General features: G+C 69.2%; 22 protein-coding genes. 2 read left to right on the top strand and 20 right to left on the bottom strand.

The genetic code is table 11. The annotated features are described in order from the left end of the window. Positions 1–70 precede the first annotated feature (70 nt). The 3 genes from MRY84_RS15085 to MRY84_RS15075 form a co-directional block, all read right to left on the bottom strand. Positions 71–724: an HAD family phosphatase gene (locus MRY84_RS15085; protein WP_291506524.1), complete on the bottom strand. Its 654-nt coding sequence runs from the start codon at positions 722–724 to the stop codon at positions 71–73. A gap of 214 nt (positions 725–938) precedes the next feature. Then, positions 939–1346: a YchJ family metal-binding protein gene (locus tag MRY84_RS15080; RefSeq protein ID WP_291506523.1), complete on the bottom strand. Its 408-nt coding sequence runs from the start codon at positions 1344–1346 to the stop codon at positions 939–941. A 169-nt stretch (positions 1347–1515) separates the two neighbouring features. Continuing rightward, entirely contained in the window at positions 1516–2235 is a 720-nt protein-coding gene (locus tag MRY84_RS15075; RefSeq protein WP_291506522.1) for a DUF4197 domain-containing protein, read from the bottom strand. Positions 2236–2400: 165 nt separating this feature from the next. Between MRY84_RS15075 and MRY84_RS15070 the strand changes: the two genes are divergently transcribed. After that, a complete protein-coding gene (locus MRY84_RS15070; RefSeq protein ID WP_291506521.1) occupies positions 2401–2880 on the top strand; it encodes a YetF domain-containing protein in 480 nt (159 codons plus the stop codon). 24 nt (positions 2881–2904) lie between these two features. Here MRY84_RS15070 and MRY84_RS15065 read toward each other — a convergent pair whose 3' ends face one another. From MRY84_RS15065 to MRY84_RS15005, 13 genes are all read right to left on the bottom strand, one after another. Beyond that, positions 2905–4203 carry an alanine racemase gene (locus MRY84_RS15065; protein ID WP_291506520.1) on the bottom strand — a complete coding sequence of 433 codons (1299 nt, stop codon included), beginning with the start codon at positions 4201–4203 and terminating at the stop codon, positions 2905–2907. 11 nt (positions 4204–4214) lie between these two features. After that, positions 4215–5654, bottom strand: coding sequence for a D-arabinono-1,4-lactone oxidase (locus MRY84_RS15060; protein ID WP_291506519.1), 1440 nt, complete (start codon positions 5652–5654; stop codon positions 4215–4217). Then, positions 5655–6023 carry a c-type cytochrome gene (locus tag MRY84_RS15055; RefSeq protein ID WP_291506518.1) on the bottom strand — a complete coding sequence of 123 codons (369 nt, stop codon included), beginning with the start codon at positions 6021–6023 and terminating at the stop codon, positions 5655–5657. It abuts the gene before it with no gap. 26 nt (positions 6024–6049) lie between these two features. After that, the gene (locus tag MRY84_RS15050) at positions 6050–6595 is read right to left on the bottom strand and encodes a DUF2147 domain-containing protein (protein WP_291506517.1); all 546 of its coding nucleotides are present in this window, start codon (positions 6593–6595) and stop codon (positions 6050–6052) included. Positions 6596–6631: 36 nt separating this feature from the next. Beyond that, on the bottom strand, positions 6632–8077 hold the full coding sequence (locus MRY84_RS15045) for an aldehyde dehydrogenase family protein (protein ID WP_291506516.1): 1446 nt from the start codon (positions 8075–8077) through the stop codon (positions 6632–6634). Between the two features lie 11 nt (positions 8078–8088). After that, positions 8089–8880, bottom strand: a complete 792-nt coding sequence (locus tag MRY84_RS15040) for an SDR family NAD(P)-dependent oxidoreductase (RefSeq protein WP_291506515.1) — start codon at positions 8878–8880, stop codon at positions 8089–8091. Positions 8881–8992: 112 nt separating this feature from the next. Next, a complete protein-coding gene (locus tag MRY84_RS15035; RefSeq protein WP_291506514.1) occupies positions 8993–10162 on the bottom strand; it encodes an MFS transporter in 1170 nt (389 codons plus the stop codon). A 29-nt stretch (positions 10163–10191) separates the two neighbouring features. After that, entirely contained in the window at positions 10192–10812 is a 621-nt protein-coding gene (locus MRY84_RS15030; RefSeq protein ID WP_291506513.1) for a hypothetical protein, read from the bottom strand. Between the two features lie 4 nt (positions 10813–10816). After that, the gene (locus MRY84_RS15025; protein ID WP_291506512.1) at positions 10817–12310 is read right to left on the bottom strand and encodes an aminotransferase class III-fold pyridoxal phosphate-dependent enzyme; all 1494 of its coding nucleotides are present in this window, start codon (positions 12308–12310) and stop codon (positions 10817–10819) included. Between the two features lie 36 nt (positions 12311–12346). Next, positions 12347–13000: a class II aldolase/adducin family protein gene (locus MRY84_RS15020; RefSeq protein WP_291506511.1), complete on the bottom strand. Its 654-nt coding sequence runs from the start codon at positions 12998–13000 to the stop codon at positions 12347–12349. Then, positions 12997–14595 (bottom strand): FGGY-family carbohydrate kinase, encoded by a 1599-nt coding sequence (locus tag MRY84_RS15015; protein ID WP_291506510.1) that lies wholly within the window; start codon positions 14593–14595, stop codon positions 12997–12999. The genes MRY84_RS15020 and MRY84_RS15015 overlap by 4 nt, the downstream gene beginning before the upstream one ends. A 13-nt stretch (positions 14596–14608) precedes the next feature. After that, the gene (locus MRY84_RS15010; RefSeq protein WP_291506509.1) at positions 14609–15490 is read right to left on the bottom strand and encodes a TorF family putative porin; all 882 of its coding nucleotides are present in this window, start codon (positions 15488–15490) and stop codon (positions 14609–14611) included. A 71-nt stretch (positions 15491–15561) separates the two neighbouring features. Then, complete coding sequence (locus MRY84_RS15005; RefSeq protein WP_291506508.1) at positions 15562–15981, bottom strand: DUF2147 domain-containing protein; 420 nt, start codon at positions 15979–15981, stop codon at positions 15562–15564. A gap of 139 nt (positions 15982–16120) precedes the next feature. Here MRY84_RS15005 and MRY84_RS15000 point away from each other — a divergent pair, with 139 nt between their 5' ends. Further along, entirely contained in the window at positions 16121–16837 is a 717-nt protein-coding gene (locus MRY84_RS15000; protein ID WP_291506507.1) for a TetR/AcrR family transcriptional regulator, read from the top strand. A gap of 142 nt (positions 16838–16979) precedes the next feature. On the opposite strand, the gene MRY84_RS14995 is transcribed toward MRY84_RS15000, so the two are convergent. The 4 genes from MRY84_RS14995 to MRY84_RS14980 form a co-directional block, all read right to left on the bottom strand. Next, a complete protein-coding gene (locus tag MRY84_RS14995; protein WP_291506506.1) occupies positions 16980–18110 on the bottom strand; it encodes an acyl-CoA dehydrogenase family protein in 1131 nt (376 codons plus the stop codon). Between the two features lie 160 nt (positions 18111–18270). After that, complete coding sequence (locus tag MRY84_RS14990; RefSeq protein ID WP_291506505.1) at positions 18271–18990, bottom strand: carbonic anhydrase; 720 nt, start codon at positions 18988–18990, stop codon at positions 18271–18273. A gap of 153 nt (positions 18991–19143) precedes the next feature. After that, the gene (locus tag MRY84_RS14985) at positions 19144–19812 is read right to left on the bottom strand and encodes an SDR family oxidoreductase (protein ID WP_291506504.1); all 669 of its coding nucleotides are present in this window, start codon (positions 19810–19812) and stop codon (positions 19144–19146) included. A gap of 150 nt (positions 19813–19962) precedes the next feature. Then, positions 19963–21062, bottom strand: a 1100-nt coding sequence (locus MRY84_RS14980) for an acetyl-CoA C-acyltransferase (RefSeq protein WP_291506503.1), incomplete at its 5' end; no start/stop codon positions are given.

The following is a 21062-nucleotide window of genomic DNA, read 5'->3' as shown; positions in this document are numbered from 1 at the left end:
AGGCGGCATCGGTGAAGCGGCATTGCAAAAAGCGCACTGCCTTCTCGCGCTGATGGAGAACCGCGCGCTGCTAGCAGCCCAGCAGCGCCGGCAGCTCGGCCATGCTGCGGAAAACGTGCGACGCGCCTGCAGCCCGCAGTGCGCCGCCGTCGTCCAACGGTGCATAGGCGAACACCGTGGCGCCAGCGGCCACGCCAGCCGTCACGCCCGTCACCGTATCTTCCACCACGGCACAGCGGGTGGGGAGTGCTTGCAGCGCGGCGGCGGCGGCCAAGTACACATCGGGCGCGGGCTTGGTGGCGGGCATTTCGTGGCCGCTGAAAACACGGCCGTCAAAGAAGGGGGCCAGGCCCACCTTGGCCAACTGCATTTCGACCTTGAACCGGTCGGCACCTGAGGCACAGGCGATGCGCCCGCCGTGGTGTGCATGCACGCGCTCGATGGTGGGATGGATGTGGTCGATGGCCGTGAGGCGCTCGGCCAGCGCGGTGTTGCGCCGGGCGTAGAAAGCATTCATCCACGCGTCGGTGAGCGGGCGGCCGGTGTGGGCCTCGATCCGGGCCGCCTCGCTGCGCACCATCTTGCCCACGAAGAGGCGCATGCATTCGTCGGCGGTCAGCGCCCAGCCGGCTTCTTCGAGCATGTCGCGCAGCACGCCGTTGGTAATGGGCTCGCTGTCCACCAACACACCGTCGCAGTCAAACAAGATTGCTTCAAATTTCATAGCTTATTGCGTTTGTCTAGCAAGCGCTAGGAAGGTCCTGCATAAGCCTCGCGAGTCCGAGGTAGTGCGGATCGGGATGGGCCGCAAGGCGTCTTTTCTTGCCAATAGCCCGGCTATGGGCAAGAAAAGCAACGCAGCGGACCGCCCGAGGCCGTGCTAGCACGGACCGCAGGGAGTCATGCAGGACGTTCCCAGGGGTCGATTTCATCTAAAACTACGGCGTCAGGTCGCCATCCACGTAGAACCAGCGCCCGCCCTCGCGCACAAAGCGGCTGGTCTCTTCCAGCCGCACGGCGCGGCCACCCACGCGGTAGCGTGCGACGAAGGTCACCTCGGCCCGGTCGGCACCCGTGGTGCGGTGGCTGCGCACCGTCAGGCCCAGCCATTTGGCGCCCGCATCGAACTCCAGCGCGGCGGGGCGGGTGGTGGAATGCCAGGTGGCCTGCAGGTACTCGGCCCGCTCGGCCACAAACGCCGTGTAGCGCGATCGCATGAGGCTTTCGGCATCCGGTGCGGGCGTGGCGTCCCAGTGGTCCAGGTAACGGCCGCAGCAGTCGGCGTAGGCCAGGGCCTTTTGGCGCGCGTTGAGCCGGCCGCAGGGGCAGGGAGCGATGCTGTTCATGGGCAGATGCAGTGAGGACCCGCGCAAGACTCACGCGCAATCATTGATCGAGACTCGCGCGGCTCAGCGCCAGTGCACCCGTGGAACTGGCTTTGCCAGGCCACAGGGTGCATCCCCCTCCCGCACAGCGAGAGAGAGGGAAGGCGCCAAAGGCGACTCAGGGGGTGCTTCATTTCAAGACGCCGAAGACCTTGCGGACGATGGCACTGCCTGCACCTGCGGGGTTCTGGCGGATGCGCCGCTCTTCCTCCCCGATCATGAAATACAGGCCATCCAGCGTCTTGCCGGTGACGTACTGGCCCAGGTCGGCATCTTCGGGGCGCAACAGGCCGAAGCTGGCGGCCTTGCCGGCGAAGGCGTTGTACTTCTGCGCCAGGCCAACCTTTTCGATGGACTGGTGCACCACGGGCCGGAAGCGCTCAGACAGCGGCGCGCGCGTCTTCTCGGCAAAGAACGCGGTGACCGAGGTGCTGCCGCCTGTGAGGATGTTCTTGGCATCCACCACCGTCATGTTCTGCACGGCACGCACCAACAGGTCCTTGCCCAGGGGCACGGCGGCTTCCGCGGCGCGGTTGATAGCGGTGACGAGTTCGTCCACGCGCCGCCCCTGCCCCAGCGACTTCATGACCTTGGCGGCATCGTCCAGATAGCCCGGCAGGCCGATGCGCACCTGGGGGTTGCCCAGGAAGCCGTCCGGCCGCCCCAGCAGCGCCACCGCCACCTGGGCGCCCTGCCCCAGCGCCGCCTTGACGCCGCTTGCGGCATCGGCCCTCGACAGGTCCGCCAGCGACAGGGCCTGGGCCGGCCGGGGGATGGCCGCCAGCAGGGGCAGCAGCAGCGCGCTGGCAAGCGTTCCCGCGGTGGCATGGTGGAACTGGCGGCGTTGCATGAGGGGTATCAGTCTCTCGGTAGGGGGTTTCGGACCGTGGCAAGCAGCGCGGCCAGGATGGCCGCCACCGCGGAGGCGGGGGCGCTATTTTCGCCCACGCGCGCAGGCCGGCGCCGCTGATTACCATCGTGCCCGCAGCCCATACAGAACAGAAGGAGTCGAGCGATGTGGACAACCAGCGTGCCGTGGTGGGAGTTCGTTGTGCGGGGAGCGGTGGTCTACGTTTTCCTGCTGGTCTTTTTGCGCCTGACAGGCAAGCGCCAGACGGGCCAGTTCGCGCCGTTCGACCTGGTGCTGCTGCTCATCCTGTCGAATGCGGTGCAGAACTCGATGAACGCGGGCGACAACTCGCTCATCGGCGGCCTCATCTCGGCGACCACGCTGATCATCTGCCACGTGGCGCTGGCCTGGCTCACCTTCCGCTTCCCCCGCGTGGAGCGGCTGGTGGATGGCAGGCCGCAGGTGCTGGTGCAGGACGGTCAGCTGGACAGTGCGCTCATGCGCCAGGAGCTGCTGTCCACCAGCGACCTGCAGGCCGCGCTGCGGGCCGGTGGATGCCTGGAGCTGCACGAGGTGGAACGCGCGACCATCGAGACGAACGGCCAGATCACGGTGGTGCTGAAGCGGCGCGAGAGCGCCCGCTGAATAGCAGGCAGCGTTCCCGGCCCCTCACCCCCGCGCCGGGAACACCGGCCACTGGTCCACGATGCGCCCCCGCTCGTACACCGCGATGTCGCCAAACTGCTGCAGCACGGCCTCGCTCTGGCGGGGGCGGAAGAACACCATGTCGTCCGGCCGCAGGGCCTGCGTGCCGGAGCCGATCAGCAGCTGCTGGTTGGACGACAGCCCCATGAGCACGCTGGTGGAAAGCCCCGGCGGCGACACCGGGTCCGCCAGCCAGTGGCCGCCGTGGATGAAATGCGCGGTGCGGTGGTTGATGTCCCACGCGCGCGCCAGCCGGCCCAGCGCGCCCACACCCTCGGGCGCGGCGAAATCACTGACCTTGAGCACCGGCGTGGCGATCCATGTGGCGGGCTCCAGGTCGGCCAAAAGGGGGGTGTCAAAGTCGGATGGCAGCACCATGGCCGAGCCCACGGCCACTTCGTTGGCGGCACCGCTGCCGTCGTGCAGGCGGAAGGTGGGCGAGCCGGCCGTGTTGAAGGTGAGCGGCCCGGCCTGCGGCATCAAAGGGCTGCCGCGCAGCACGTCCACCAAGCGCTGGTAGGTGGCCAGCGCCTCGCGGTGGGCCCGCTCGCGCGCGCCGGCGATGTCCGGGATCTTCTGCGTGTGCGCGTCGTAGCCCATGAAGCCCGCGAAGCGCAGCAGCGGCTCCTCCCGCACCATCTGCAGCATGGAACGCAGCGTTTCTTCGTCGGCCACGCCGCCGCGGTGCAGGCCCACGTCGATCTCTATGTTGATGCGCAAGGGCTGGCCGCGCCCGCGTGCCAAGTCGCGGTACTGCGCCAGGCGATGCGGGCTGTCCACCAGCCACTGCAGCTGGCGTGTGGGATCAAAACCGGACGCGGGCGGTGCGGCCAGAAAGGCCGCTGCCGCCGCTGCTGGCAGGGGCTTGCCCAGCAGCACGTCGGTCTGGGGACGTTCCCGGGCGACCAGCGAGAGATAAGGCAGGCTGAACACCATCTGGCGCGCGCCCGGTGCGGCGGCACCGACCTCGTCCAGCAAGCGCAAGCTGGGCAGGGACTTGTTGACCAGCCGCAGCGCGAGCCGGTGGTCTTGCGCATGCGCCTGCACTTTGGCCGCGTTGGCGCGCAGCCGGGCCCGGTCCACCACCAGCGTGGGCTGGGCGGCCAGGCCAGCGGCCTTCAGTGCCCGGGCGATGGCTGCGAACTCGCCGGCATGGGGCGCGCCCTGGTCGGCCGGGCGCGCCGCCAGCAGCGCGGCGCCCGATGCCGCGAACGCCCCCGCCGCCACCACGCGGCGGCGGTTGAGTCCTTGCCGTTGTTTCATCCTGCACTCCCTCAGGTGATGCCGAACAGCGACCGCAGGTGGGCATTGAGCATGCGCCCCTGCGGATCGAACGACTGGCGCAGCGCCAGAAAATCGCGCCAGCGCGGATACAGCGGCGCCAGCGCGGGCGCCGCCAACGGGTGCATCTTGCCCCAATGCGGGCGTCCGCCGTGGGCCTGGCAGATGCGGGCGCCAATCTGCACGAGGTAGTCATACGACTCGCCCGCCGCGGCGTGCAGCGCAATGGAGCAGCTGTCGCGGCCATGGAAGGGGCTAAGCCACGCGATGTCGCCGCGCACCCAACGGAACTCGATGGGGTAGAAGGCCTCGTTGTGCTGGTGGATGGCGTCGATCACCTGGCGCAGGCAGGCGATGCCGTTCTCGGCCGGCACATGCCACTCCGTCTCGTTGAAGCGCGACGAGCGCACGGTGGAGAGCAAGCGGTGGGCGCGCTCGCGGGCTTCTTCCGTCTGCTGCGGGTCGATGAAGCGTTGCGCGGCCCAGGTGCGCAGCGCTGGAAAGCGGCCCAGCCAGTCGCGCAGGCGGCGCAGGTCGGCCAGCATGGTGTCCTCGGCGGAGCTGGGCAGCAGCATGTCATTGCCCTCGTACACCTCGTGCATCACGCCGGCCGCGTAGCCGGTGAAAGGCAGCACAAACATCTCGAAATGCCGGTGCTTGGCAGCCAGGGCCGGCGCGTCGCGCAGCAGGTCGTCGATGGGCTGCAGCCACACCTTGCGCCGCAGGTTGAATGCGGGCACCACGCGCAGCGTGAGCTGCGACACCACACCCAGGCTGCCCAGCGAGACGCGGACGGCAGCCAGCGCATCCGCATCGCGCGGGCCGGCCAGCTCCACCACCTGCCCGTCGGGCCGAACGAGCCGTGCGCCCACCACGCCATCGTGCACGGCGGGTAGTTGGGCCCCCGTGCCGTGCGTGCCGGTGGCAATGGCGCCGGCCAGGGTTTGCGCATCGATATCCGGCAGGTTGGGCAGCGCCAGGCCCTCGGCATCCAGCGCACGGGCCAGCGTGCCCAGGCGCGTGCCGGCGTGCACGGTGGCGGTCATCGCGGCCTTGTCGATGCGCACGATGCCGGAGAGCTTGTCCAGCGACACCAGGGTGCCCGGCGTAGGCACCAGCGCGGTAAACGAGTGCCCTGCCCCCGCCACCCGGACCTCGCCGCTGGAGCGCTTCAAAAGCGCGGCCAGCTCGGCCTCGCTGGCGGGTATGGGACGCGCGCTGGGCTGCGCGCGCTGCACGCCCGACCAGTTCTGCCAGGGCGGGGGCGAGGCGACCGCTGGCGGGGCACTGGTGGCAGATGCGCCTTGCGCGCTGGCGGCGCCCATCATCAGCGGCTGGGCCAGCAGCCCCGCGACCACGGCGGATGCGCTCGTAGCCACTGCGCGGCGGCGGGTAACGGTGGCAGGAGTGGGGTGGTGGGCTGGCATGGTCATTCACTGGCCTCGGATCACAAAGTCGATGAGTTGGCGCAGCTCGGCATCGCTGCAGTCGGTGCACAGGCCCATGGCGGGCATGGCGTTGAGTCCGTCGCGAACATGGGCGAGCAGCACCCCCTCGCCCTGCGCCACGCGCTGCTTCCAGGCAGGCTCAAAACCTACCAGCGGTGCGCCGCTGCGCACGCCGTGGCACAGCAGGCACGAGCGCTCGTACTTGGCGGCCAGCTGCGCGTCTTGCGGGCGCCTGGCCTCGGCCGCGCGCACGTCGGAATCGGTAGCTGCAGAGGGAGTTCCGGCGTTGCAGCCGGCCAGGGCCAAGGCCAGCGCAGCGCAACAGGCCAGGAGGGAACGGGAAAGCATCGGCATGGTCAGCGAAGGACTTGCGGTGCCGTTCATGGGCGCTGGCTGGGCGGTTTGGACGCCTCGGCGGCCTGCGCAGCGCCTTCCACGCCCACGCCGCGCACCGAGGTGGCGTCGGCCGCGCGGGCTTCGCAACCAGACGGCACCTCGGCCACCCGGGTGAAGATTTCGGTCTCGCCATTCACTTCGCTGCCCACGTAGGCGCGCATGTGCAGGTAGCCGCCCTTGAGGCGCAGCTTGGCGCTGTAGAACTTGCGCTTGCGGGTGTCAAAGGCCCAGCCTTCGGACCAGGCCGTGCCGTCAAACTTGGAGGCTTCGAACACCTTGCGGTTGCAGTCCAGCGCGGACTTGCGCGTGGGGTTGTTCACCTCCGCATCCCACACCACCACGCCGCACAGCGCAGTAGGCGGCGCGTTCTTGAACAGCGGGCAACGCTTGAGCTGCACGATGCCGTCGCCCTCTGCCGTCTTCCAGTAGCCCACAAATTCGTCGGCGCCGTCTTGCGCCCATGCAGGGCCCGCCATGCCTGCCGCCGCGAGCATGGCGGCGGTGCACCAGGATTTCAGGTTGGGTTTCATAGGTTTTGTCTTCTCGTCGTTGTCGCTTGTCCACGTTCACATCCAGCGCAGTGCCTTCACCAGGGTGGCGCTGAGCCATTGCCGCAACCCGGTGTAGGGCGCAAAGAAAAGGCGCACCACCGTGAACGGCCCGGCGGCCAGGCAGGCGCGCTCATGCGAAAACGCCTTGAAGCCGTAGAGGCCATGCGCGTTGCCGATGCCCGACTGGTTGACCCCGCCAAACGGCAGCCCGCCGTGCGCGTACTGCTGCACGCAGTGGTTGAGGCAGATGCCGCCCGAGCTGGTCTGCCCCGTGACGCGCGCCTGCGTGGGCCGGTGGCGGCTGAAGAGGTACAGCGCCAGCGGCTTGGGTTGGGCGTTGATGCGGTCGATGACGTCCTGCAGTTCGTCATACGGCTCGATGGGTAGCACGGGGCCAAAGATCTCTTCGCCGCTGATGCGCGCGTCGGCGGGCACATTGCCCAGCAGCGTGGGGGCCACATAGCGTTCGTCCGCGTGGTGCGCGCCACCCGCAAGCAAGGTGGCGCCGCGCGCCAGCGCGTCGTCGATCAGCGCGCCCAGGCGCTCCGCATGGCGGCGCGTGACCATGCGCGCCAGGTCGGGACTGGCCCGCACGGCCGCGTCGGTGGCGCCGTAGCGCTCGGCCAGGATCTGCTGGCACAGCTGCACAAAGCGGGCCTGCACGCTGCGGTGCACGTACACATGGTCGGGCGCCACGCAGGTCTGCCCGCCGTTCGTGAACTTGCCCCACAGCACCAGCTCGGCCGCGCGGCGCAGGTCGGCGGACGCGTCCACGATCACCGGCGACTTGCCACCCAGTTCGAGCGTGACGGAAGTGAGGTGCTGCGCGGCGGCAGCCATCACGATCTTGCCCACGGCGGGCGAGCCGGTGAAGAACACGTGGTCGAACGGCAGCGCCAGCAGGTGCTGCGCGGTGGCCACGCCGCCGGGCACCAGCGCCACCTCGGCGGGGTCGAACAGCACGGCCATCAGCTCGGCCACCACGGCGTTGACGTGGGGCGTGAACTCCGAGGGCTTGAGGATCACCGCATTGCCCGCCGCAAGGGCCGACACCAGCGGCCCCAGCAAGGTGTTCACCGGGTAGTTCCACGGGCCGATGATGAGGCAGCGCCCGCGCGGCTGGTACAGCACCCGGGCGCGCGTGCCCAGCGTGGTGAGCGTGGGCCGCACGCGGCGCGGCTTCATCCAGCCCGCCAGGTGTGCAATGGCATGGCGCGCCTCGTCCACCACGGGCAGCAGCTCGGTCAGGTCCACCTCCAGCGGGGGCTTGCGCAGGTCGGCGGCAAAGGCGGCGTACAGCGCCTCGCGCCGCTCCAGCAGTGCGTCGCGCAGCCGCTGGAGCTTGGCCACGCGCTCGCGCGCGGTGGAGCTGCGCAGGGCCAGCGCGGTGGTGGCTTGGCTGTCAAACAGGCGCTGGAGCACCTGCGGGCCGGTGTCCTCGACGGGCATCGTTGTGGTCATGGCCGAGGCTTTCACGCGGCGGGCCGCGCGGTGGCGGGCAAAGGAGGCACCTCGCTGCGCAGGATGCGCGTGGTCCAGCGCTTGGGCAGCAGCAGCGACAGCCGCACCAGCCACGCCATGCGCCAGGGGAAGAGGTAGTCCAGCGGCTCGCGGCGCAGCGCGCCCAGCATGTGCTCCACCGCCTGCGCCTCCGACAGGGCCATGGGCGCGGGCATGCCATCGCCCGCCACGGCCTCGGTGGTCACAAAGCCGGGGTAGAGGGACACGAAGCGGATGCCCAGCGGCCCGAACTCGACCCGGCAGGTGTCGATGAGCAGCCTGAGCGCGCCCTTGGCCGCAGAGTACGGCCCCTGCAGCGGCACGCCCAGCCAGCCCGCGAGGGAGTTGGTCTGCGCCACCAGCCCGCCACCCTGGCGCACCATCTGGTGCAGCACGGGAAAGAGCACATTCACTGCCACGTCGTAGTTCGAGCGCATGTAGGCCGTGACTTCTCGCGCCTCCATGGCGCGCATGTCCAGCGCGGGTGCACCCCCGGCGTTGAGCAGCACCAGGTCGATGCGGCCGAGCTGCTGCACTGCGTGCTGCACCAGCTGCTCTGCCGCGGCGGGGTCTTGCGCGTCGGCGGCGATGGCCAGGCACCGGCCGCCGGCCTGCGCGATCTCGGCCGCAAGGTTGTCGAGCTTGTCCTTGCGCCGAGCGGTGGCCACCACGTGCGCCCCTTCGGCCGCCAGGCGCAGCGCGAGCGCGCGGCCCATGCCCGATGACGCGCCCACGATGAGCACCACTTGGTTCTTGAAATCCATGGTTCAGGGTCCTTGGGAGATGCGCACGCCCCCACGCCGGGGCGCGCCAGGCATGCGCAGGTGGAACAGACGTCGGAGGACTAGCGGAGCGCCGGAGGCGGCGAAACGGCCTTCAGGGCAACGCCCCTGCGGCGGGCGCGGCGTACCGCACGCGCCCCAACACCACGAGCACGCCTGCAGCGAGGGCAAACCCGGCGCTGAGCAACGGCACGGCGCTGGCGTTCTCGCCCTTTACGATGAACGACGCCATGAGCGGCCCGAACGCGCTGCCCAGAAGCTGGGCAGCAGGCACCAGGCTGGCGAGACGCCCGCTCGCGTCGGCACGGAAGGCCAGCCCGATCTGGAACGGCAGCATGAAGAGCCACACAAAGCCGAACAGCAGGCAGGCCAGTGCGAAGTCCCGCGTGCTGCCGCCGGGCAGTTCGTAGACGGTGCCGGTGACCGCGGCCAGCGCCAGCGAACACGCCGCCAGCGTGGGCACCACGGGCAGGCGGCGGACCGCAAAGGTGGCCACGCTGCCGGCCACCACTTGCGTCGCCAGCACGGCGGCAATCAGAGTCTGCGCACCGCGACCGTCAAACCCGGCGACCTTGCCCAGGGGCTCCAGGTATGCCCAGAACGAACCCAGCGTGGCCAGCTGCAGAAACGCCACGGCCAGGGGCTGTGCCGTGCGCACCGACCAGCGGAACCCCGACACCGCAGGCGGCGCCAGCGCAGCCAGGCGCGAGGGCTGCGCGAACGCCAGCAGGCAGCACGACAGTGCCAGCATGCCCAGGGCCGTGAAAGCCCCCTGCCAGCCCCACCGCGGGATGATGGCGTTGGCCAGCAACAGGCCGACGAGCGCCTGGGCCAGCGTCTGGAGCACAAAGAAGATGCCGCCCACGCGCGCCGGGTTGGCCGTGCGCACGATGACGCCGGTGGTGCCCCACACCAGCACGCCTTCGGCCAGCCCCGCCGCCGCGCGCACCGCCGTCATGGCGCCATCGCCCGTGGCCCGCAGCGTGAGCCCGTCCAGGCCCGCTGCCGTCAGCGCGGCGGCGATGGTGATCCAGCGCAACTGGCCCACGGGCAGCAGCGCGTCGCCCAGCACCACGCCCAGACCCAGCAGGATGATCTCGGCCATGGCCACGATGCCCACGCCCTCCAGGCTGACCTGGTGCGCCTCCACCAGTTCGCCCAGCACAATGGGCTGGATGCCCACCATGAGGACGGCGATGGTGCCGATGGCCAGCGCGGCGACCACCTGCGGTGCGGGGATAGATTCGGTGTGGTGCGTACTCATGGGATCCCTCGTTGTGTGAGATGGGTCGCTCAGTAGCCCTTGCTTTCCTCGGGCAGCAGCCCCTGCTGCAGCCGGGCCGCCGCGCGCTGCTGGTCTTTGCCCAGCCGCCGGTTGGCCACCAGGCGCACGATCCACGGCAAGGCCCGCACGCGCCCGCCGCCCGCCACGGCCAGCACATAGGCCTTGGCACATTTTTCGAACAACTCGGCATTGAGCGCAAGGCGCATGGCAGTCATGCCCAGGCAGAGGGGGCGCCCGGCCACCAGCGCCACATTGCCGCGGCCGTGCAGCGCAGCCGCCGCCGTGCCGCCCGGACGCATCGGGCCCAGATGGCGCGCCTGTTCATCAAACACCTGGGGCATGGCACCGCCAAAGTCCGCCAGGCAGGGGCCGAACGCGCCGCCACCCCAGGCCACGGCCCCCACATCGTCGCGCTGTGCATAGGCCGCGGCATGCACCTCGGCTTGCGCCGGGACGCCGCGCAATGGCAGGCGCTGTGGCGCCGCGTCGGTGGCGCGGCCGAACCACATGGCATCGCTGCCGGGAATGCGCAGCGAGAGGCTGGCGCCCTCGCCCCGCAGCAGTTGCTTGGCCTGCAGGCGGTCGCGCAGGGCGGACCATTCGGTGCGCAGTTGGTCTTCGGTGCTCATGGGGTCACACCAGCTTGAAGACGTCTTCAAAACGATTGAGCGCATCGTCGATCACGGCGTCGGTGTCGGCCAGGCTCGTGTAGATGCGGCTGCCGGCCAGCGTGATGAGGCCGTGGGCGGTGTAGGCCGCGCCCATCTCTTCCATCATGTGCTTGCGGCGCTTGGCTTCGTCCTTCACCTTGAAGAGCTTCCACAGGCTGCTGGTGTCCAGCAGCAACACGCCCGAGGTCTGCAGGTGCACGATGGAGCCCAGGTTGTAGGTCACGTACGGCAGGCCCAGGCGGTTGATGATGCCTTCGAGCCCCTGGCGCAAGCGGTCGCCCGCACGGCCGGCCACGCCCGCGGCATCGGTGCGCTGCGCTTCCAGCAGCGCGTAGTAGCCCGCCACGCACGACAGCGGGTTGGCCGAGAGCGTGCCGCCCACGAACGCTCGCTTGGTGGTGGCACCGATGCCACCCACCAGCATCATCATGATGTCCTTGCGGCCACCGATGGCACCGGCCATGGGGTAGCCGCCGGTGAGGCACTTGCCCAGCACGGTGAGGTCGGGCTTGACGCCGAAGTAGGCCTGCGCGCCGCCCATGCCGATGCGAAAGCCCGTCACCACCTCATCAAAGATCAGCAGCGCACCGAATTCGTCGCACAGCGCCCGCACCTGGCGGTTGTAGTCGGGGTGCACGGGGCGGGTGCCGCTCTCGGGACCCAGGGGTTCCACCAGCACGGCTGCGGTGCCGCCGCGCAGGCGGTTCCACCGCAGCTGCCTGCGCAGGGCGTCCAGGTCGTTGGGGTTGCATTCCTGCGTGTTGCCAGTGGCCCCGCGCGGGATGCCCACGGCCTCCATGCGGCCGGTTTTCGGCAGGCGCATGCCGTAGACCAGCTGGTCGCTCCAGCCGTGGTAGGCGCCGCCCACCTTGATGATGCGTTTCTTGCCGGTGTAGGCCCGCGCCAGGCGCACCGCGCCCATCACGGCCTCGGTGCCCGAGCCCAGCAGGCGCACCATGTCCACGCCGGGCATGCTCTGGCACACCAGCTCGGCGAGCTTGACCTCGTATTCGTGCAGCAGGCCGGTGACGGGGCCGCACGAATCCAGCACCTCGTTCACCTTCTGGCGCACGGCCGGGTGGTTGGAGCCCAGCAGCGTGGGGCCGCCCGCCTGCAGGAAGTCGATGTAGCGGTTGCCGTCCACGTCGGTCATGTGCGCGCCATCGGCCTGCGTGATGGCGAGCGGGAACGGGTGGTTGAAGGCCAGGTTGTGCTGCACGCCGCCAGGGATCACGGCCTTGGCGCGCTCAGACAAGCGTTTGGAGCCTTGGCAGCGCTCGTCGAAGTAGCGCATCACCTGCGGCATCTTGTCGGCGCGGATGGGGCGCATGGGCTGCTTCACCAGATCGGCAAAGCGGCGGTACAGATCGTCCACGTTGGGCCAGGCGGAGATGGCGGGGCGCGGAGTGGTGGCGGCGGCCGATGCCGCGGTGTGGATGGGGGCGAGGTTGCTCATGGTGCGAACGGAGTGCAAGGGTATGGAGATAGGAGATCAGGCGTGGAGGGCATCGGCGACCCGTTGCAGCGCGGCCTGCAGGTCGGGCTCGAGCCGGGCGCGATCGGCCATGGCCTGCAAGAGCTGCTGCTGGCACAGCGCTTCCAGGTCTTCCACCGCCTGCACGGCAGCCCAGGTGGTGGGGCCGCAGCACAGCACGCCGTGGTTGAACATGAGGTAGGCGTTGGTGTCCGCGCGCAGCGCGCGGGCCAGCCTGGACGACAGCCAGCCGCTGCCCGAGGGCGCATAGCCCACCACGGGAATGCTGCGCCCCAGCGTGGTCTGCATGTGGCCGGGCGGCACGGCCAGCGGCCGGCCCAGCAGCGCGCAGGCGCTGGCGACGGGCTGGTGGGTGTGGATGCTGGCGTTCGCGTCGGGCCGGGCGCGCAGCACCTTGGCGTGCAGGCCGCTTTCGACCGACGGGGCGCGTGCGCCAGCCACCTGCTGCAGGTCCGAAAGGCGCAGCACGCAGATGTCGTCGGCCACCATGGTGAGGTAGTCGGTAGCGGAAGGCGTGACGGCGATGTGCTCGGCGTCGATGCGCAGCGCGATGTTGCCGCCCGTGCCCGAGAAGTGGCCGCGGCGCGACAGCTCCTGGCACAGTTCGACCACGCTCTGGCGGATGCTCAAGGTGGCAGGGGTGTGGTTCATGCGGCGGCTCCTTGCGGGGCACTTGGTGCGTTAATGCGGTGATACAGCGGCGCCAGGCGCGTGCGCACTTCCTTGAAGGTTTCGAACTGGTCGCCATACAGGCGGCGCAGCGCGCTGCGGGGTTCGTACACGGCGCGCTCGCGTCGCAGGTGGGCCAGGTCGGCAAAGGCATAGGCACCCAGGCCCACGCCGGCGATGAAGGTGGCGCCGATGGCGTTGGTCTGGATGGGGCTCTGCAGCTGGCGCACGGGCTGGCCCGTGACGTCGGCAATGATCTGGCACCACACGTCCGACTGGGCGCCGCCGCCCACGGCGTTGATGGTGCCGGCGTCGCGCCCCAGCAGGCGCGCAAAGGGCTCCAGCATCCAGCGGGTGTTGAGCGCCACGCCCTCCAGAAACGCGCGGAAGATGTCTTCGCGCGTGTGCTCCAGCGACATGTTGAGCAGGCCGGCGCGCAGGCGCGGGTCGTCCACCGGCGTGCGCTCGCCGAGCAGCCAGGGCGTGTAGATCAGGCCCCGTGCGCCCGGCGGCACGCGCGCGGCAATGCGGTTGAGCACTTCATAGACGGCGGGATGTTCCTCGTCGCTCGCCAGTTCGTCCGGGTGGTAGAGGATGCGGTCGCGCAGGAACGACAGGTTGGCCCCGGCCGTGGACTGCAACGCCATGGCCAGGTAGCGGCCGTCCACGGCGCTGGGGATGGCGGCGATCTTGTGGCGCACGTCGGTCTTCATGAAGGGCACGTGCGCGCCCAGCCACGACGAGGTGCCCAGGTACAGGTGGCTTTCGAAGTCGGCCACGGCCGCGCCCACGGCTACGGCTGAGGTGTCCACAGCGCCAGCGACAACCACGGTTTTTGCGTCCAGCCCCAGCGCCTGCGCCACCTTGGGCAGCAAGGGACCCAGCACGTCGGTGGAATGCACGATCTCGGGCAGCTTGGCGGCATCCAGCCCCAGCAGTCGGATGAGGCCTGCGTCGTAGCGCACCCGGTGCGGATCGCGGTTGTCGGTGATCCAGGAGGTGACCGCGGAATCCTGCGTGGCGCAGAAGCGGCCAGACAGACGCAGGTTGAGGTAATCCAGCACGTTGAGGAACTTGTGCGTGCGCTCGTAGCGCGCGGGCTCCTCGTCGCGCAGGTAGGCCATGTGCCCTGCCGAGTCGCGCCCCGACAGCGAGGGCGCCCCTCCCGTGAGCCGCAGCCAGCGCCAGAGCTTGAGCGGCGCGTAGCCTTCGATGTTCGGACCCCGGCCGCGCACGCGGCGTGCGATGGCTGTCGCGCCGCGCGAATCCAGCCAGGTCAGTGCCGGGCCGATGGCATGGCCATCGCGGTCCACGCACACCGTGCCTTCGGTCTGGGTGGAGCAGCACACGGCCACCACACGCTCGCGCAGGCCGGGCTCCGCGCCCAGGATCTCCTGCGCGCTGTGGAGGAAGGCCTGCCACCAGTCTTCCGGGGCCTGCTCGGCCAGCGCGCCTTGCACCTGCAGGCGCACGGGGCGGAAAGCCCAGGCGTGCACGGTGCCGTCCAGGCCGACCAGGGCGCATTTGCAGCCCGAGGTGCCCAGGTCCACCGCCAGCACGAGGCGCGAGTCGATCATGGCCAAGTTCCTGTCAGAAGCTGCGCGAGACCGAGAGAACCACGCGGCTGTTGTCCGTAGCGCGGGGGCGGGTGCCGTCCATGGCGACATAGAGCTCGCGCACCCGGGTGCGGGTGGTCATCCATTCGGCGCCCCAGAGGAAGCCCCAGTGCTTGTGCGTGATGCCCACGGAATAGTCCGAGAAGTTCGCCTCCTTGAAGTTGGCGATGCGCTGATAGCCCGCGTGCAGGTGGAGCGTGGTGGTGGGGTTGAGCGCGTGCTTGTAGCCCACATCGAACAGCCAGCTGCCGCGCGAGTTGTGATCGCCGCGCGCGTAGCACGCCAGCGCGGGCGTGGGGTCAGCCATCAGTGAGAGCATGGTGCCGCACACGCCGCCGGTGTTGGCGCCGCGGTAGGTCTTGGAGATCACGTTCATCACCCGAGCCTCCAGGTTGCCGTAGCCGATCTCGGCCACGGCGAAGGCGCTGTGGTAGCGGGTGCTGCGCCAGTCTCCGGGCTCGCCGGTTTCCATGTTGAAGCTGTGGGGCGCCTGGAATTTCGCGCCCGGAAACAGCTCGGTGGCCAGCCCCAGGCCGTAGTGCCAGCCCTCGGGGTCGCCAAACCGGTAGCCGCCGGCCAGCGTGATGCCCAGGCCCGCGCCGTCCAGGAACTGCTTGCGGCTGACGGTGGCGAACTCGGCCAGGCCGACCAGGCCGCTTTCATGCGCCACCTGCACGCTGACCTTGGCGCCAGGGCGGTTGAACGAGTCGGACACACCCCGGCTGCGCTGGTCGGTGGTGAGCTTCACGTCGGTGGTCACGGCATAGCTGGCGGTTTCCTGCGCATGGGCCGGCAGGGTTGTGGTGGCGGCCAACGCGGCGGCAAGGGCTGCGGGAACAAGGCGGATCGGTGTCATGGTGGGCTCCTTGATGGGTAGGACGGAACGGGTGGGTGATGGCATCGCGGGCGGCAAACCGGGCGCGCAGTTCAGGAGCCGGGCTCGCACACGGGCTTGGGCGGCAGGACGGCCACGCGCTGGAGCTGCTCGGTCTGGCCCAGGACCTCCACCCCGACGAAGGCGCGGATGCGCAGCTCGTCCCCTTTGGCGCGCACGGCGCCCTTGTATTTCTTGTTCTCGCGCGGATCGAACACCCAGCCGTCGCGCCAGGCGTCGTCCGCATACCGGCCCAGCTGCGCGATGCGCACGTTGCAGGTGCTGGCGGGCGTGCCCGCGTCCTTGTCCCACACGATGGTTCCGCACAGCGCGGCCGGGGCATCGGCGCAGGGTGCAAAGCGGATCACCGCATCGCGCTCGGCCGTCATCCACAGGCCCTTGGCATCGTCAGGCCCGGCCGCCTGGGCCGCCGTCACCAGGGCAACGCCCACGAGGGCCAGCAAGCACGTCATCGAAGTCTTCATCGGGTGCGCCTTTCTTGAACCAGGACACAAATCAATTAAGTAGTTATGACTAGTTTATAGTGATGACTATCTTTTTGGACAAAAAAATTACCTGGGACAATCCCTGATGCCATCCCCAAGCCTCCAGATGCCCGCCACCCGACGCGCCCCGCCCTCCCTGGCCACCAAGAAGCAGCCCGCACAGCAGCGGGCTGCCGAGACTTATGAACGCATCCTGGAAGTGACGGCCCAGACGCTGGCCGACGTGGGCATCGAGCGGCTGTCCACCAACCTGGTGTGCGAGCGCGCGGGACTCACGCCGCCGGCGCTGTACCGCTACTTCCCCAACAAATACGCGCTGCTGTCCGAGCTGGGGCAGCGCCTGATGCAGGCGCAGAACGCGCGCGTCGACCGCTGGATCACGCTGGAGGTATTTGCAGGGGGTGTGGAGAGCCTGGAGCGCGCGCTGGAGGGGCTGATCCTGGACACCTACGAAGCCACGGTACAGACCGTGGGTGGGGTGTGGATCATGCGGGCGCTGCGCGCGGTGCCCGCGCTGCAGGAGGTGCGGCTGGCATCGCACGCCGCCGTCACGCAGGAACAGGCGCGCCTGCTCGCCCAGGCGCTGCCCGACGCCGACGCCGCCGAGCTGCAGCTGGTCAGCCGCATCGTGGTGGAGCTGATCTATGCGACGGTGGAGCTGATCTTTGACGAGCCGTTGGACGTGAAGGCGGTTGCGCGCACCGTGGCGGGCATGGTGGCCAGCCACCTGACGCGGGTACAGCCTGGCGCTGAGGTGGCCGCGGAGGCCAAACGCCCGCGTGCTGCACGCGCAGTGGCGCGCAAAACGCCCGGCGCGGCTTGATCCTCGTGCCCAGCAGCCGGGAGCGCTCGGCGCGACCGGGCCGCCTCATTGGGCATAAAAACAGCTCCTAGCGCTTGTCCATCAAGCGCAAGTAGCTATTGTTAATGTAGCAATTTGACACGGAATGCCGCGCGGATGAACCTCACGCCAGCGCGCGCTGGATGATGATCTTCTGCACGTCGCTCGTGCCCTCATAGATCTGGCACACGCGCACGTCGCGGTAGATGCGCTCCACCGGGAAGTCGTTCACCACGCCGTAGCCGCCCAGCGTCTGAATGGCGGCGCTGCACACGCGCTCGGCCATCTCGCTGGCAAACAGCTTGGCCATGGCGGCTTCCTTCAAGCAGGGCTTGCCCGCATCACGCAATGCGGCGGCGTGCCAGATGAGTTGGCGCGCCGCCTCGATCTGCGTGGCGCATTCGGCCAGGCGAAAGCCCACGGCCTGGTGGTTGAAGATGGCAGTGCCGAAGCTCTCGCGCTCCTTGGAATACGCCAGTGCCGCGTCGAACGCGCTCCTCGCCATGCCCACGCTTTGCGCGGCAATGCCAATGCGCCCGCCTTCCAGCGCACCCAGCGCGATCTTGTAGCCCTCGCCTTCGGCGCCGATGAGGTTCTCGGCCGGGATGCGGCAGTTGTCGAAGTTGATCTGCGCGGTGTCGCTGCTGTGCTGGCCAAGCTTGTCTTCCAGCCGCGCCACCACGTAGCCCGGCGTGTTGGTGGGCACCAGAAAGGCGCTCATGCCCTTTTTGCCCGCACCCTTGTCCGTGACGGCAATGACGATGGCCACATGGCCGTTTTGGCCGCTAGTGATGAACTGTTTGACGCCGTTGATCACGTATTCACCGCCTTGCTTGACGGCCGTGGTGCGCAGTGCGGAGGCGTCCGAGCCCACATGCGGCTCGGTCAGGCAGAACGCGCCCAGCATCTCGCCACGCGCCAGCGGCGTGAGCCAGTCGCGCTTTTGCTGCGCGTTGCCATAGCGCATGAGGATGGCGTTGACGGGGCAGTTGGTCACGCTGATGGCGGTGCTGGTGCCGCCGTCACCGGCGGCGATTTCTTCAAGCACCAGCGCGAGCGTGACGTAGTCGAGGTTCGCCCCACCGAACTCCTCGGGCACGCAGATGCCGTAGGCGCCCAGCGCGGCCAGGCCCTGGTGGGCCTCCTTGGGGAAGTAGTGTTCCTTATCCCAGCGCGCAGCGTGGGGCCAGAGTTCGGTCTGCGCAAAGTCGCGCACCGCGTCGCGGATCATTTCCTGGTCTTGGGTCAGCAGCATGTTGTCTCCTTCAGGATCGTCGGGGCGGTTGGGCGCCCCAAGGTCGGCACCTGCCCGCAAGTCAACATGCAATTTTGCCCGCGTGCGCTGCTGGTCCGCCCTCGGGCCGCAGCCTACGTGCTCTTGCGTACCCCGCCGCCGGCAAGAGGATGCCGAGGCGCTACACCAGCGCGACTTTGCCGCTGGCCAGGTCGTACACCCCACCCACCGCGCGCACGGCACCGCTGCCCATGCGCCCGGCCAGGATCGGCTCGGCCGTGGTCAGCCGGGCGACGTTGAGGCGCACGTTCTGCTCGGTGGCCGCGTTCAGCAAGTTGGCGGGCTGGCGGCGCTGCGCAGCCTCGACGGCGGGGCGGATCGCGTTGACCAGGCTCGGCAGGTGGCCGGGCAGCTGGGTGCCCTCTTGCACCACCTTGATGGCGGCCGACACGGCGCCGCAGTTGCTGTGGCCCAGCACCAGGATGAGGGGCACTTGAAGGAACTGAATGGCGTATTCCATGCTGGCCAACGCGTCTTCGTTGACGAAGTTGCCCGCCAGGCGCACCACGAACAGGTCGCCCGGTCCCTGGTCAAACGCCAGCTCGGGCGCGATACGCGAATCCGCGCAGCTCAGGATGGCCGCGAACGGGCGCTGCCCGGTGGTACGGGCCACGCGCCCCACCGAGAAGTCGCGCTGCGTGGAGCGGCCTGCCACATAGCGTGCGTTGCCCTGCACCAGCCGCGCCAGCGCGGCATCGGGGCCAATGCGGTTGTCGGGCAAAGGGGTGTCGGCCGCCAGCACGCGCGCGCTGGAAGCGAGGGCGGCCAGGGCTGCGGCCCCGCCCAGCAGGCGGCGGCGGGACGGCGCAGGCGCCGCAGGGGTGGAAAGGCAATTGCACATTTGAAACTCCCGGTGGGTTGCAGTGGCGAGCCCTCTCTTCGGCCCGCGCGCCGCCAGCCAGGATGGGGCTGACAGCGCAGCGCCATTCTGCGAGCCTGCTCCCCGGGGCGCCAGTCCAAATCTTGCATGGACCTGCTCCCGCCCAGAACCCGGCTACCAGTGCGTTGCGCGGCGGCCGTCGTAGTGCAGCAGGCGGCCCTTGTCGGCGGGCGTCACGCCAGCCACCGTGCTGCGCAGCCCGCGCACGCTGTCTTCCACCGTCAGTGGAGCCCCGCCGCCGCCCATGTCGGTCTGCACCCAGCCGGGGTCGATGGAGACCAGCGTGGCTTCGGGATAGCTGCGCTGCGCGGCGGCCACGGCCATGTTCAGCGCTGCCTTGCTGGTGCGGTACAGCCACGCATCGCTGCCCGGCACGCTGCCAATCTGCGACATGGATGAAGACAGGAACGCGAACACGCCTCCCGCGTCCGCCACCAGCGGTGCGACCTGGGGAATGGTCTGCATGGCGCCCAGCACATTGGTGTGCATGACGGCATCGAAGTCCTGCTGCGTGGGCGGCGTGCGTGCGTCAGGTCGGCGGATCACGCCCGCCACATACCAGGCGATGTCTATCTTTTCGCCATCCAGCTGCCAGGCCAGGCCGCTCACGCTGGCGGGGTTGGCCACGTCCACCGTCAGCGCTTCGGCGCCCAGCTCCTGCACGCGCTCGCGGCCCGCGCCGTCGCGCACGGTGGCGATCACGCGGCGGCCCACTTCGGTGTATTGGCGCACCAGTTCCAGGCCGATGCCTCGCGATGCGCCGATGATGAGGATGGTGTTCATTGTTAGTTGAATATAGACCCCGCGCTTCTGCAGCAAGCGCAAGAAGCTATAAAAACAGGAGCATTTCACACAGTGCAAGGCCCTAGCCGTGCACGGCGATGGGGGCGGATCGGCTGGGCCGGGACAGCCGCCCCTTCGGCATCACCGCAGTTACAGCACTTCCAGCGCCACCGCCGTCGCTTCGCCGCCGCCGATGCACAGCGTGGCCAGGCCCTTGGTCAAGCCGCGGGCCTTGAGGGCATACATCAGCGTGACCATGATGCGCGCGCCGCTGGCGCCGATGGGGTGGCCCAGGGCGCAGGCACCACCGTTCACGTTGACCTTGTCGTGCGAGAGGTTCAGCTCCTTCATCAGCGCCATGGGCACCACGGCAAAGGCTTCGTTGATCTCCCACAGCTGCACGTCGCCCACCTGCCAGCCGGCCTTGGCCAGTGCCTTTTGCGTGGCACCCAGCGGGGCGGTGGCAAACCACTCGGGCTCCTGTGCGTGCGTGGCGTGGCTCACGATGCGGGCCAGGGGTTTGCAGCCGAGCTTCTTGGCGGTGGACTCGCGCATCATCACCAGTGCGGCAGCGCCGTCGTTGATGCTGGAGCTCGACGCAGCGGTGATGGTGCCGTCCTTCTTGAACGCGGGCTTGAGCGTGGCGATCTTTTCGAGCTTGACCTTGCCGGGACCTTCGTCCACGGAGACGACGGACTCGCCCGCGCGGGTCTTGACAGCGACAGGCACGATCTCGGCCGCGAAGGCGCCGGACTCGGTGGCCGCCTTGGCGCGCTGCACGCTGGCGGTGGCAAAGGCGTCCTGCTGCTCGCGCGTGAACTGGTACTTGGCGGCGCAGTCTTCACCAAAGGTGCCCATGGAACGGCCGGGCTCGTAAGCGTCCTCCAGGCCGTCGAGCATCATGTGGTCGAAGATGCGGTCGTGGCCCAGCCGGTAGCCGCCACGGCCTTTTTGCAGCAGGTAGGGTGCGTTGGTCATGCTCTCCATGCCGCCGGCCACCATCACGTCGTGCGTGCCGGCCAGCAGCATGTCGTGCGCCATCATGGCGGCCTTCATGCCAGAGCCGCACATCTTGCTGAGGGTGACGGCGCCTGCCTCCTTGGGCAGGCCGCCCTTGAACGCGGCCTGCCGCGCGGGAGCCTGACCCTGGCCCGCCATCAGGCAGTTGCCAAACAGCACCTCGCCCACGGCATTGGGCGACACACCCGCGCGCTCGATTGCGGCCCGGATGGCAGCGCCGCCCAGGTCGT

The sequence above is a fragment of the Acidovorax sp. genome (genome assembly GCF_022763525.1).
GTDB lineage: Bacteria > Pseudomonadota > Gammaproteobacteria > Burkholderiales > Burkholderiaceae_C > Acidovorax.
Note: the sequence above shows the minus strand (reverse complement) of the source record. Positions and strands in the feature narration are given on the sequence as shown.

Excerpts from the sequence above, each read along its gene's own strand:
- MRY84_RS15085 (WP_291506524.1), bottom strand. The coding sequence starts at position 724 with ATGAAATTTGAAGCAATCTTGTTTGACTGCGACGGTGTGTTGGTGGAC.
- MRY84_RS15080 (WP_291506523.1), bottom strand. The coding sequence starts at position 1,346 with ATGAACAGCATCGCTCCCTGCCCCTGCGGCCGGCTCAACGCGCGCCAA.
- MRY84_RS15075 (WP_291506522.1), bottom strand. The coding sequence starts at position 2,235 with ATGCAACGCCGCCAGTTCCACCATGCCACCGCGGGAACGCTTGCCAGC.
- MRY84_RS15070 (WP_291506521.1), top strand. The coding sequence starts at position 2,401 with ATGTGGACAACCAGCGTGCCGTGGTGGGAGTTCGTTGTGCGGGGAGCG.
- MRY84_RS15065 (WP_291506520.1), bottom strand. The coding sequence starts at position 4,203 with ATGAAACAACGGCAAGGACTCAACCGCCGCCGCGTGGTGGCGGCGGGG.
- MRY84_RS15060 (WP_291506519.1), bottom strand. The coding sequence starts at position 5,654 with ATGACCATGCCAGCCCACCACCCCACTCCTGCCACCGTTACCCGCCGC.
- MRY84_RS15055 (WP_291506518.1), bottom strand. The coding sequence starts at position 6,023 with ATGCCGATGCTTTCCCGTTCCCTCCTGGCCTGTTGCGCTGCGCTGGCC.
- MRY84_RS15050 (WP_291506517.1), bottom strand. The coding sequence starts at position 6,595 with ATGAAACCCAACCTGAAATCCTGGTGCACCGCCGCCATGCTCGCGGCG.
- MRY84_RS15045 (WP_291506516.1), bottom strand. The coding sequence starts at position 8,077 with ATGACCACAACGATGCCCGTCGAGGACACCGGCCCGCAGGTGCTCCAG.
- MRY84_RS15040 (WP_291506515.1), bottom strand. The coding sequence starts at position 8,880 with ATGGATTTCAAGAACCAAGTGGTGCTCATCGTGGGCGCGTCATCGGGC.
- MRY84_RS15035 (WP_291506514.1), bottom strand. The coding sequence starts at position 10,162 with ATGAGTACGCACCACACCGAATCTATCCCCGCACCGCAGGTGGTCGCC.
- MRY84_RS15030 (WP_291506513.1), bottom strand. The coding sequence starts at position 10,812 with ATGAGCACCGAAGACCAACTGCGCACCGAATGGTCCGCCCTGCGCGAC.
- MRY84_RS15025 (WP_291506512.1), bottom strand. The coding sequence starts at position 12,310 with ATGAGCAACCTCGCCCCCATCCACACCGCGGCATCGGCCGCCGCCACC.
- MRY84_RS15020 (WP_291506511.1), bottom strand. The coding sequence starts at position 13,000 with ATGAACCACACCCCTGCCACCTTGAGCATCCGCCAGAGCGTGGTCGAA.
- MRY84_RS15015 (WP_291506510.1), bottom strand. The coding sequence starts at position 14,595 with ATGATCGACTCGCGCCTCGTGCTGGCGGTGGACCTGGGCACCTCGGGC.
- MRY84_RS15010 (WP_291506509.1), bottom strand. The coding sequence starts at position 15,490 with ATGACACCGATCCGCCTTGTTCCCGCAGCCCTTGCCGCCGCGTTGGCC.
- MRY84_RS15005 (WP_291506508.1), bottom strand. The coding sequence starts at position 15,981 with ATGACGTGCTTGCTGGCCCTCGTGGGCGTTGCCCTGGTGACGGCGGCC.
- MRY84_RS15000 (WP_291506507.1), top strand. The coding sequence starts at position 16,121 with ATGCCCGCCACCCGACGCGCCCCGCCCTCCCTGGCCACCAAGAAGCAG.
- MRY84_RS14995 (WP_291506506.1), bottom strand. The coding sequence starts at position 18,110 with ATGCTGCTGACCCAAGACCAGGAAATGATCCGCGACGCGGTGCGCGAC.
- MRY84_RS14990 (WP_291506505.1), bottom strand. The coding sequence starts at position 18,990 with ATGTGCAATTGCCTTTCCACCCCTGCGGCGCCTGCGCCGTCCCGCCGC.
- MRY84_RS14985 (WP_291506504.1), bottom strand. The coding sequence starts at position 19,812 with ATGAACACCATCCTCATCATCGGCGCATCGCGAGGCATCGGCCTGGAA.